General features: G+C 62.0%; 9 protein-coding genes. 4 read left to right on the top strand and 5 right to left on the bottom strand.

From position 1 onward, the window contains the following. Genes IGS68_RS34120 through traA form a run of 5 tightly spaced genes read right to left on the bottom strand, consistent with a single transcriptional unit; the run spans position 1 to position 5,974 of the window. A complete protein-coding gene (locus IGS68_RS34120; protein WP_154386578.1) occupies positions 1-387 on the bottom strand; it encodes a thermonuclease family protein in 387 nt (128 codons plus the stop codon). Beyond that, complete coding sequence (locus IGS68_RS34115; RefSeq protein WP_154386579.1) at positions 384-986, bottom strand: TraH family protein; 603 nt, start codon at positions 984-986, stop codon at positions 384-386. Before IGS68_RS34115 ends, IGS68_RS34120 begins: the two co-directional genes overlap by 4 nt. Before the next feature lie 11 nt (positions 987-997). After that, the gene (locus tag IGS68_RS34110; RefSeq protein ID WP_154386580.1) at positions 998-2,221 is read right to left on the bottom strand and encodes a conjugal transfer protein TraB; all 1,224 of its coding nucleotides are present in this window, start codon (positions 2,219-2,221) and stop codon (positions 998-1,000) included. Further along, positions 2,142-2,675: a conjugative transfer signal peptidase TraF gene (gene traF / locus IGS68_RS34105; RefSeq protein WP_154386581.1), complete on the bottom strand. Its 534-nt coding sequence runs from the start codon at positions 2,673-2,675 to the stop codon at positions 2,142-2,144. The genes IGS68_RS34110 and traF overlap by 80 nt, the downstream gene beginning before the upstream one ends. Next, positions 2,672-5,974 (bottom strand): Ti-type conjugative transfer relaxase TraA, encoded by a 3,303-nt coding sequence (gene traA, locus IGS68_RS34100; protein ID WP_185910479.1) that lies wholly within the window; start codon positions 5,972-5,974, stop codon positions 2,672-2,674. The genes traF and traA overlap by 4 nt, the downstream gene beginning before the upstream one ends. 247 nt (positions 5,975-6,221) lie before the next feature. Between traA and IGS68_RS34095 the strand changes: the two genes are divergently transcribed. The 4 genes from IGS68_RS34095 (at position 6,222) to IGS68_RS34080 (ending at position 11,129) form a co-directional block, all read left to right on the top strand. Continuing rightward, a complete protein-coding gene (locus IGS68_RS34095) occupies positions 6,222-6,470 on the top strand; it encodes a TraC family protein (protein ID WP_154386583.1) in 249 nt (82 codons plus the stop codon). Continuing rightward, positions 6,463-6,753, top strand: coding sequence for a conjugal transfer protein TraD (gene traD, locus IGS68_RS34090; RefSeq protein ID WP_154386584.1), 291 nt, complete (start codon positions 6,463-6,465; stop codon positions 6,751-6,753). Before IGS68_RS34095 ends, traD begins: the two co-directional genes overlap by 8 nt. Further along, a complete protein-coding gene (gene traG, locus IGS68_RS34085; protein ID WP_154386585.1) occupies positions 6,674-8,605 on the top strand; it encodes a Ti-type conjugative transfer system protein TraG in 1,932 nt (643 codons plus the stop codon). Before traD ends, traG begins: the two co-directional genes overlap by 80 nt. Before the next feature lie 493 nt (positions 8,606-9,098). Further along, positions 9,099-11,129 (top strand): DEAD/DEAH box helicase, encoded by a 2,031-nt coding sequence (locus IGS68_RS34080; RefSeq protein WP_154386586.1) that lies wholly within the window; start codon positions 9,099-9,101, stop codon positions 11,127-11,129. Positions 11,130-11,484 lie beyond the last annotated feature (355 nt).

Genomic DNA, 11,484 nt, shown 5'->3' with positions numbered 1-11,484 from the left:
CTACCCGCCAGCATCGCCTAAACACCACGGCTCGCGCCGGCCGCTCCAGATTCTGGCGAGGCCTTCACTGACGAGAATGTCGCCGACGTCCCTGCCGTTGACGCTCACGCTCGCAAGCGTGCGGCCATAGCGGTCCGTGCCTTGGCGCAGGACCTCGACGCGCTGACCCTGCAACAACTCCGCCAGTCGATGTTTTGAACGCTGCGCCAGATCGCTTTCATAGGCACACTGCCCCTCAATCTCCGGCGCATCGATGTTGAAGATGCGGATCGCCTCGGACTCCTGCGTCATCCCGAGCCGCAGGGAGTCCCCGTCCCAGACACGGATTTCGGCCGGTTCGCACGACAGTACGCAAAGCATGATGGTGACGACGACGTGGATACTCATTGCTCTTTATTGTTGCTGCTAATTCCGGAGAGATCGATGCGGATACCGGCCTTGTTCGGATCTTCCTCCGAAAAAGGCGGCTCCGATGGGCCGGTGCTCTCTGCCGCAACCCGAGCGCCCTGCTCCGCTGGCTGCGGCTCGGCAAGCTCGGTTTCGCCGGGGTCGGACTCATAGAACACCTGCTTTCCGTCGAACCACCCGGTCTTGTAGGCGAATATCGCCTCCTCAAGGACCTCCTGGGCGGGTGCTCCATACCATTTGGCGACGATGCGATAGACCTTGGCAAAGAGCGCGGTGCCCATGCCAATGTTCTTGCAGGAATCGAGTAGGTCCGGGCTGAGCTCGGAGATGTCCTGAATGCCGAGGCCGGCCGGGTACTGAGTCACTCCTACCCTGACAATCGACTGACCCAAATTCTGCTGGATGAGTTGCATCGCCTCGTACTCGGTCGATGGTTTCGGTACAAGGATGATGCGCTCCCCTGCCCTAACGGTGACGGTCAGATGGTCGGCACCGCCGGCCTCCTCGATGAATTTTTGCACGATCTCGACCTTGAGGCTGGGATCGGCACATTGCTGGATCAGTTCGGCATCGATCATGGTTCCCTATCCTATTCGTTGAACGCCATCACCAGCGGCAGGCCGAACAGCGAAGCCCACGCCTGCGCGCTCGACCGCTGGATGGCGACGATATTGGTGTCGCCGGTCCACCAGGCGTTGCCGGTTGCGACAAGCGCGTCCGGCGCGAAAAGCATCGACTGGATGACGGGCCAGATGATGAGCTGTTCGTAGCAGATCAGCGGCGCAACCCTCAGCCCGGCGAACTCGAAGACCGGATTGGCGAACAACCGCGCGTGCGCCCCGCCGGTCGTCCAGGGTTGCCACATGGAGACCGGGACCGGCATGCGCTCGCGGTAAAGGATATCCGCGCCCTTCCCCGAAACCCCGATCATCACATTGTCGTAGCCGACGGGATCGACGATCGCCGCACCGCCATTGACCAGGATGTCGAGGCTGGAAAGCTCGCGGGTCCAAAGCCGCTCTGTGGTGGCGCTCCACAAGCCCATGGCGCTTTCCGGCAGGATCACGACACGCGCGCCGTCGCTGGCGGCGGCCTCGACCAGCTGTATCGTCGAGACCTGCTGACGGTAGTCGGCATACTGGCCCGAAGCTTCGAACCTGAACCTGGTGTCGATGCCCCGCCAGCCTTCCGGCTCGGCCGGAAGCGTCCAATTAAAGGCGGACCAGGCGAAGGCGAGGGCTGCAACGCCGGCCGCAATCGGCCATAGGCGGGTCGTCATCGTGATCAACAGGGCGGCGGTTGCGGCAAGGCCGAACCAGGCCCAGCCCGGGAAGAGAATTCCAGCTGCGGTGATCGGATGTGCCCAACCGACGGTCCCGAACGGCGGCACGCTCATAAGGACGGCCGCTATCGCGTAGCGAAGTGGCTGGCGCCAGCCGCCACGCGACGTCCAGAGTGCAGTGTGGACGGCAACGAACATGAGCGAGGCGGCAAGCCAGAGGCCAAGGCCGATGGTGAGCTGCGCCCCGAAAAAGATCGAAGCGCCCTCCGGCAGGCCGCGCGATGCGCCGAGAAAATGCGCCAGCGCGACCAGGGCCGCGACCGTGCGCGACGGAGCGAGGGCCCAAAGCGCAGGGAAGGCTATGCCGAGGGCGAAGGTGAGCGGATGCCCACTCCACCCTATCGCTCCGGTGGCAGCGCCGCCGGCGGCGAATAGAATGGCCTGCAGAAGGCTACGGCGTGAAGGTGAGGATTTCCCGTGCGAGGCCGAGGATGCCGTCGGCAGGAAGCGGCCCAAAATATCTTGAATCATAGGAACCACCGAAATCGGAATGAAGAAACACTTCGCCCTTGGGCACGATGCCGCCCATCCAGGGCTTCATCGGCCGCCCCTCGGTGTCCTGTGCGTGAACGGTCGAAGCTGCCAAGGGCACATCATCTATGATGACCTGGCCCTCGACGCGGATGGACTGTCCGGCCAATGCGACCACGGTCTTGATGAGCGGCGCTGTTCCGGCCGGGCAACGACCTCTGGGCAGATAAAAGCGCTCGCGGGCGAGATCGACGGCAGGACCGGAAGGCGGGCAGATGAACACTCTGTCGCCGACCGCAACCGGGCGGTCCAGCGTTTCTATCTGCCAAAGGCCAAGCGGATAGGAGGGCGTGAAGTTCACGCGATAGCCGCCCCATGCAAAGGCTGCCGCCATCGAACCGAGAAGCACGGCGCCGGCGCCGATGATCGCAAGCGCCCTGCAATGTCTCGTCATCGGCTCATGCCCTGATCGCGGACCTGGCTCTGAGCCCGCGTCTCCTTCTGCGCCCGCTCATAGGCCGCAACGCGCTGGGCGGCACTGAAGCTCGGCCAGGCTGCCACCAGTTTCGAGCGGTCGCCCTCGGCGACTTGTGCCGCGGCTGCATCATAGGCCGGCCCTTTGGCCTCTTTCGAGCCAAGGAATGCCCGTTCCCCAAACCGCTGGTCGAGCGCCTTGTTGAGCTGGTCGATCTCTGCTTTCGCCATTTTGTCAGCAAGGGCAAAACCGAGCGCGGCCGAAAGGTCGTTGCGATCGATCGCATCGCGGATGCGGTCAAGCACGCCCTGCGCCGATCCGGACAATGCAGGAATGTCGACCCGGCTGCGATCGCGCTCGCGTGACAATTCGACGGTGCGAAGATCTCCGATCTCGGCGCGCAGCCGCACATATCGGGCAATATTGTCCTTGAGTGCCGGAACGTTGTTCAAGGCCCGCTGCCGCTCGGCCTTCGCGTCCGATGAGGCAAACATGCCGGTCTTGCCGCGCATCGCGCCGAAGGCTTCCGGATCGCGACCGAGCTGGTCGACGATGCGGCTTTGCGCTGCCTGCCTTTCCGCTACATTGGCGCTCATGATTGTGGAAAGGTTCATCGCATCGATCGCGCCATCGGGCTTCTCATAGACTTGAGTGACGCGGTCTCGAAGCTGGGTCCAGGCATGGGTGAGTGTGGCGTCTGATTGCAATTTGGCCTCCACGAGCTGCGGGATGGATTGCGCCCAGGTCGCGAGGCCGCGAACCCAGGGCTGGGAAACGGGAGAGGCAGTCGCGGCAGCCGCTGCCTGACGATCGGCGGCACGGCCGAACCGCCCGATGAAGCTTGCGAGCCTGGCGGCGGCCGTCTCGAGCCGATCGCGCTGCTCCCTGATCCAACGGAGCTGGTTTTCGACAAGGGCTTTCGCCACGCGCGCGCCGTGGAGGCCGCGGCTGTTGGCGTAGGAAAGCGCCTGCTCGTAGAGCTTCGATCCGGTGAAATCGAGCGTCGTGTCCTTGGCCCCGCGCTTCGACAGGTTCTGAATGAGCCCGCCCGCCTTCTCGAACGAGCGTCGTCCGAAATAGAGTTTTGCGTCATGCCGGTGCCGGGTCATCGCCACATAGGTCAGATGCCTGTCGAGCGAGAGGGTCGCCAGCACCTTCACCCGATCGATGGTGGCGCCTTGGGACTTATGGATGGTGGTCGCATAGCCATGATCCACATTGCGATAGAACCGCTGGTCGATCTCGACGCGCCGTCTGTCGTCTCCGATCTCGGTCACGATACGGCCCGTCTCGGCCTCGACAATGCGGCCGATCATGCCGTTCTTGACGCCAAGCGAACCCTCGTTCTTCAGGAACACGATCTGGTCGCCGACCGCGAAGTTCCGCATGCCGTCTTCCGTGCGGAAGGCATGGCCGTCTTCGATCAATCCGCGCTCGAGGAGCGCGCCACGCGCCAGCTCGTTCAGTGTCCGCACATCGTGGCGAAGATGCGCAAGGATCAGGCTCGACCGGTTCGGGTCGTAGTCGGCAATCCAGTCGCGAATGAGCGCGCTGACCGCCTGGTCCTTCAACTCCATTCCGACCAGGCGTCCCTTCCCCTTATAGGCGGAGATCGCCGCCCCGATCTTGCCTCGGGCAAGATCCATCGAGGCATCGCGCATCCACTGCTCACGCTGGCGGTAGATCGTGCCGAGCTCGGCATAACCGACGCGATCGGCAAGCGAGCGGAACGCAGCGCCCGCCTCGATCGGCTGTAATTGGTCGGCATCGCCGACAAGAACGAGCTTGGCGCCTGCATGGGCAACAGCAGAAACGAAGTCGGCCATCTGGCGCGACGACACCATGCCCGCCTCGTCCATGACGAACACGCATCTGTTGTCCAGGTGAAGGCGGCCCCCCTCCCATTGGAGCTGCCAGGACGCGAGCGTTCGCGACGCAATGCCCGCCTCCTTCTCCAGCCCCTCGGCGGCCTTGCCCGCGAGCGCACCGCCGACAACACGATAGCCGGAAGCCTCCCATGCTTCGCGCGCGGCCTTCATCATCGTCGTCTTGCCGGCGCCGGCGCGGCCGACGATGATGGCGAGGCGCTCGTTACCAGTGATGCGTTCCAGGCCGAAGCTCTGCTCGTCGGAAATCTGCGCATGGCCGGCAACGACTTCGGCGCGCGCGCTGATTGAGACGCCGAACCGGCCGTTCGTCGCAAGATGCTCGGCCTGGTTCCCCATCTCGGCCTCAATGCGGATCATGTCGCGCGTCGCAAAACGCTCCGGCAATCGCTCGCCGGTCTCGGGATCGACGCCCTCGACTTCAATCCTCACGGCCTCCGGACTTCCCATGACGCGCGCCAGCAAGTTGGCGAACTGGCCGGGATCATCGACATAGCGGTGCAGATATTTGGCGACATCGCGCTCGTCGAAGACGCTCTTCTCGCGCGCGATCGCCTCCAGCACGATCTCCGGCCGGCGCTCTATCCGGCGCGCATTCTCGCGCCGCGTTTCCTCGTGCAATGCGAGCCGTTCAAGCCTGGCCGCGCGCCCTTCAGCCTCCGCTTGCCGCTGAATGTTTTTGCTGGCAACACCGATATGCGAAGTCGGTTCAAGGTCGATGCCACGCTCGGCATAGGAGCGGCCATCGACGCGAATGTCATGGCCGTTCAATTCCAGATGCTTGTTCTGCGCGGCGTACCAGGCCTCGCGCATAGCGAGGAAGTCCGCCTTGTCACCGGCCCAGAGCTTGTAAACGATCTGGCCGGATTTCGACCTGACCGGCCGTCCGTCCTCTGCGATGACAAGCACCTTCTTGCCGCCGAAACCGTCTTCCGTCAGCGGGCGCAATGTCGTCATCAGATGCACATGCGGATTGCCCGGCGCGTCATGGTAAACCCAGTCCGCAACCAGCCCTCGCGTGCTCACATGTTCCGCGACGAACTCGCACATCATTGCGATATTCTGCTCGGCGGTCAGCTCGCGCGGCAGCGCCAGTATGAACTCCTTGGCGAGCTGAGCGTCCTTGCGGGTCTCGAACGCCTCCACCTTATTCCAGAAGGCTTCGGACGCGCCGGCAACCGAGCGATCGGCAATAAGCGCCCTTGCCCAGTCCGGCGCATCGCCCGGCAACACAAACTCTTCATGGACCATTCCGGGCTTGCGCGAGAAGTCTGCCACCCTGCCCTCGCGCTCGTTCTCCATGCGGGCGCAATGGCGATACGCAGCCGCCGCAACAGCACTGCGGCCTTCGCCGCGGCTGATCAATTGGGGTGTGAAGTGCGTGATCGCCACAGGGCAGGTGCTCTCTCGATCCGAACGCGAATGCTGTTCGGTCGAGCGCGGCCCATCCAGGGCCGGACGCGGGAACGTTGCTAGCAACGTATTACTGCGCCCTTGGACCGTTCTTCCGAACGGCGGGATTCTTCCCGCAATGCATAGGCTTCGCCTACCTGTGGTTTTTCGCAGGGTGCGCTGCGCGCACGTCAAATGCGATTCTCCGCATCGCAATGACCATCTACGAAACCGGAGAACCCCGCCGATGAGACGACCCTCTTCCCGTATCCGCGAGGAAATCGAACGCCTACAGGAGCAGCTGAAGCTTGCCGAAACCAAGGAGGCCGAACGCATCGGCCGGCTCGCGCTGAAGGCCGGATTAGGCGAAGTGAACGCATCCGACACAGAGCTGGTCACAGGCTTCGAAGAGATGGCAAAGCGATTTCAAGCGGGGACGAAACAGAAGACCTCCGGGCCGGCTGCTCGCTCTCAAACGGGCGCTCCTGATGCATGAGCGCCGCTACCGGGCGTCACAAACGGAAGCCCGGAAGAAGGATGCGCGCGAGAAGATCCAGCTCGGCGGTCTCGTCGTGAAGGCGGGACTTCGCAGTGCGGATCGCGCCGTCATTCTCGGCGCCCTCATCGATGCGGCTGCGCGGCTCAGCGACGCAACCGAGCGCGCTCGATTGGCCGCAATCGGAAAGGCGATATTCGATAATGACAGCGAAGAAACTGATGCTGCTGACCGCACCGGCGATGATGATGTTGGGAGCCGTTCTGGGGCTCCAGGGGATTGAGTCCTGGCTCGCCGCTTTCGGCACTTCGCCGGAAAGCTACCAGACCCTCGGGCGCGGCGGCCTTGTCGTCCCCTACGCCGCCGCGGCCGCGATCGGCGTCATTTTCCTCTTTGCCGCCAAGGGCTCACTTGCCATTCAGTCGGCCGGCCTCGGCGTCCTGATCGGCGGGGTTGCCGCCGCCGCGTTCGCCGCCATTTCGGAGACGCTACGCCTGTCCGATTTCGCCAGCCAGGTGCCGCAAGGAACGCTGTTTTCCTTACTTGACCTTTACACTATCGGCGGCGCGGCGACGGCCTTCGTCGCCGGCATGTTCGGATTGCGGGTTGCGCTGCGCGGCAATGCCGTCTTTGGCGCGACGGGTCCGAAACGGCTCTCCGGCCGTCGCGCCATCCATGGCGATAGCCATTGGATGGACAGCGCCACAATCGCAGGACTCTTTCCCGAAAGCGGTGGCATCGTCATCGGTGAGCGCTATCGCGTCGACGAGGATTCCGTCGCCGGCGTCAACTTCGATCCGCGCCGCAAGGAGACGTGGGGCAAGGGCGGAAAATCACCGCTCGTCTGCTTCGACTGCGGATTTGGCTCGACGCACGGCATCGTCTTTGCTGGTTCCGGCGGTTACAAGACCACCTCCGTGGTCGTGCCGACGGCGCTCAAGTTCAAGGGCTCGATGATCATCCTCGATCCCTCGACCGAGATTGCGCCGATGGTCGCCGCCCATCGCGAAGCGCATGGTCAGGACGTGCTCATTCTCGATCCGAAACGACCCGACATCGGGTTCAACGTGCTCGACTGGATCGGCCGCTTCGGCAATGCGCCGGAGGAAGACATTGCCTCCGTGGCGGCGTGGCTGATGTCGGAAAAACCACGCGTCACCTCCGGCGCCGACGATTTCTTCCGCGTCTCGGCCGAACAGCTCATCACCGGCGTCATCGCCGACGTGATGCTGTCCGATCCGGACGATACCAAGCGCGAACGATCGCTGCGCATCGTCCGCGCGCGACTGGCCGAGCCGGAAGAAACGCTCAAGGAAAAGCTCGCCGATCTTTATCAAAGCTCGACCTCCCGGTTCGTCAAAGAGGTCATCGCCCCCTTCATCAACATGACGCCGCAAACCTTCTCCGGCGTCTATGCGACCGCCGCCAAGGAGACGCACTGGCTCTCCTACGACAGCTACGCGGCCATCGTGTCGGGCAACACTTTCAGGACGGACGACATCGCCAATGGGCGCACGACGGTGTTCATCAATGTCGATCTGTCTACCTTGGAAAATCACCCCGGTATGGCTCGCGTCGTCATCGGAGCGTTCCTCAAGGCGATCTACAATCGCAATGGCGATCTCGAAGAGCGCGCCCTGTTCCTGCTCGATGAGGCCGCCCGCCTCGGCTACATGCGCATCGTCGAAACCGCCCGCGACGCCGGCCGCAAATATGGCATCACACTCCTGATGCTGTTCCAGTCGCTCGGGCAGATGCGGGAGGCCTTTGGTGGGCGCGACGCGACCAGCAAATGGTTCGAGTCCGCTTCCTGGGTGTCGTTCTCGGCGATCAATGATCCGGAAACGGCGAAGTACATTTCCGAGCGCTGCGGGATGACCACGGTAGAGGTGAACCACGTCAGCCGCACCTCGCGCGACATGGGTTCGTCCCGCACCCGCTCCCAACAGCTCTCGCAACGCCCGCTGATCCTGCCGCATGAAGTCACCCAGATGCGCGCCGATGAGCAGATCATCCTCACCGGCGGTAATCCGCCGCTACGTTGCGGTCGCGCCATCTACTTCCGCCGTCCGGAAATGGCGGCGCTCGTCGGCAAGAGCAATTTCCAACCGAAGACGGGAGCAGCTGGATCCTGAAACGGCAGCCGTCCCGCCCCCGTTTACCACAAGCTCGGGGGCTTCTCTTCGGCGCAATGTGGGAAGCGCGTTCAGCCCCCTCGCCTGCTCCGCTTCGCTTCGCCCCGCCTTGGGCGGGGTGGAAAACAGGGACGGCACGGGACTCTGTGCCTTGGCCGCATGACGGGCGGCTGTTCACGCAACTATTCTCGCTGACGAAGGGGGATCATCATTCAAGCATCACGACAAAAACCGACGTGGCTGGGTCCCGGCAAGGACTCGGATTTCGGCATTCGGACAGTTGCTGACCTTTGTCGAACGGCCAGCAACGTGACCCATGATCCAATGCCACTCATCCGGGGGCTCGAAACCAGGCGTTGGGCACAAGTGGCGCTCCTGCCCAGGCTAAAACCCACTGTGGCGCCTTCAAATGCGGGCGACAACTACCACCGCCGATTTCCTTTGCAATTCTATCTGTCGTTTGCTATCGCTAGATATCAGATTGTGAGGATGTATGACGGATACTGACGGTTGGCTCTCTCTTGAAGAGACCGCGATCTACTTAGGAATGGGCAAGACCGCGCTGTATGCGATGGCGCGCGAGAACCGCATCCCGGCGCGGAAGATCGGCAAGAAATGGATCTTCGAAAAGAGCGGGCTCGACCAGTGGGTACGCACCGCCCGCCCCCTGCAGTCGTTCTTCCTGGACGCTGAATTCGTCATCGACGGGAACGACCACCTCCGCGACCCACAGCGCGAAGGCTATCTGCGCACTTATGAATTCTTCCGGGCGGGAAAGAATAAGGCGATCCTCCAGGTTCCGGTCGGATGCGGCAAGACCGGCCTGGCTTCTCTCCTGCCGTTTGGACTCTCCGAGGGCAGGGTCATTGTTATCGCGCCCAACCTCACCATCAAGGACGGGCTTTACGAAGCGATGGACATCACAAACCGGCAGAAATGCTTCTGGCGGAAAGCGGGTGTGCTCAGCGCTGACCAGATGTTGTCTGGTCCGTTGGCATGTACGCTGGATAGCGGCAACATCTCGATAGCAACAAAGTCCCATATCGTCATCACGAACGTCCATCAGCTCGCGACCAACGTCGATAAGTGGCTGACCCAGTTTCCCGATGACTTTTTCGACATGATCATAGTTGATGAGGCGCACCACAGCGCGGCCGCTAGCTGGCAGAAAGTCATCGAGCGTTTTCCAAACGCCAAGGTCATCCTGCTTACGGCGACCCCATTCCGGGGCGATCGCCAGGAACTCGATGGCGAATTGGTGTTCCGGTATCCATTCCGCAACGCCACCCTGAAAGGCTATATCAAGCGCCTCAAGGCAAGTTACGTCGCTCCGTCGACCATTGAGCTCGGATTTTCCGACGCCGGCGGGCGAACGTACACCTTGGACGAGGTGCTGAAGCTCAAGGAGGAAGAATGGTTCAGCCGCGGCGTGGCGCTTGCTAGGCTGTGCAACAAGCACATCGTCGATAGCAGTTTGCAGAAGCTCGATGAGCTTAGACAAAGCGGGACGCAGCACCAGCTCATCGCAGTCGCGTGCTCCATCAATCATGCGCGGGAAATCCGTTCGCTGTATCAGGAGCGCGGCTTCAACGCCGACGTTATCCATAGCAAGCAGACGGAGGATGAGCAGGCGGCCATTCTTGCGGCACTGCGCAACGGCTCACTCGATTGTATCATCCAGGTGCAGATGCTTGGCGAGGGGTTCGACCATCCCAAATTGAGCGTTGCAGCGATCTTCCGCCCGTTCCGGTCATTGGCGCCCTACATCCAGTTTGTCGGGCGCATAATGCGGGTCGTTGTGCAGAACGATCCGGGTCATCCAGACAATGTCGGCCATATCGTCACCCATCTGGGCATGAACCTCGACGCACGCCTGAAGGAATTCAAGGAGTTCGAGAACGACGACCAGGCGTTCTGGGACAAGGTCATTGGCGGCGACGAACCGGAGGTACCGCAAGGGGTGCTCGACGGTAGCGCGCGGCTTCGTGCGGGCGACCAGGTCGTCGTCCACGGTGAGGTCGTCGATTCCTTGTGGGAAGAAGATTTCACGTCGGTCGAGGACACGCAGATCGTCGCGGACCTACGGGAACGTTTGAAGCTCCTCGGCCTCGACGACAGCAAGGCTGAGGAAATGGTTCGGCTCGCGCAGCAGTCTCCAATGCGAAAGAGGTCGGCCACGGCACCTTTCATGGTCCAGCCACAGCGTGAGTGGGAAGAGGCCAGGAAGCGCATGCAGGAGCAGGCTAAACGCCTCGCAAACGTGTTGCTGAATCATGTTGAGCTTAAACAGACCGGCAATGAGATGGTCTACAAATACAAATCCTTGAAGCTCACCGGCAGGAACAACTACATCTGTGCGCTGATGATGGTGAACAAGGAAATGCAAAAACGCCTGGGCAAAGAGAGGCAGCAGGCGACAACAGAAGAATTCCGTTCTGTCCTCGATAACCTGGACGACCTGCTGCAAGTGCTTGTCAGGCGCGTTCGCAAAGCGAAGGCGGAGTATGACAAAATCGAATCCTAGAGGGCCAACGCCTTCGCTGATTGGAGGCACGAACGGCCGCCCCAAGCGGACTCCCGTCAAACGCCTCAGCAAATGCTATCGCTGCCACGACGACCTCGTCATGGGAACAACCTGCATCGAGATTCCAAAGCTTGGGCAGGCCTATTCGACTGAACGGCGTGTGTGCGATGCGTGCTTCCAACTCATTCTGCGCAAGACAGACGATGACCTTGCCGAGATCAGGAAACTCTCATCCGTAGACGCTTCGGGCTAAATGGAGTCAACCGTTGCCGCGGTATTCCCGCCGACGCCGGTCATACTGACACGCTGCGTATGATCAATCGTGTGAAGCAGGCACAGGCCGGCAGATTCTAAG

This window comes from Skermanella sp. TT6 (assembly GCF_016653635.2).
GTDB lineage: Bacteria > Pseudomonadota > Alphaproteobacteria > Azospirillales > Azospirillaceae > Skermanella > Skermanella cutis.
The sequence above is the reverse complement of the archived record's forward strand: the minus strand, read 5'-3'. Positions and strand labels throughout refer to the sequence as shown.

Coding starts and splice junctions, on each gene's coding strand:
- traF (WP_154386581.1), bottom strand. CDS start 2,675: ATGACGAGACATTGCAGGGCGCTTGCGATCATCGGCGCCGGCGCCGTG.
- IGS68_RS34095 (WP_154386583.1), top strand. CDS start 6,222: ATGAGACGACCCTCTTCCCGTATCCGCGAGGAAATCGAACGCCTACAG.
- traG (WP_154386585.1), top strand. CDS start 6,674: ATGACAGCGAAGAAACTGATGCTGCTGACCGCACCGGCGATGATGATG.
- IGS68_RS34110 (WP_154386580.1), bottom strand. CDS start 2,221: ATGATTCAAGATATTTTGGGCCGCTTCCTGCCGACGGCATCCTCGGCC.
- IGS68_RS34120 (WP_154386578.1), bottom strand. CDS start 387: ATGAGTATCCACGTCGTCGTCACCATCATGCTTTGCGTACTGTCGTGC.
- IGS68_RS34080 (WP_154386586.1), top strand. CDS start 9,099: ATGACGGATACTGACGGTTGGCTCTCTCTTGAAGAGACCGCGATCTAC.
- IGS68_RS34115 (WP_154386579.1), bottom strand. CDS start 986: ATGATCGATGCCGAACTGATCCAGCAATGTGCCGATCCCAGCCTCAAG.
- traD (WP_154386584.1), top strand. CDS start 6,463: ATGCATGAGCGCCGCTACCGGGCGTCACAAACGGAAGCCCGGAAGAAG.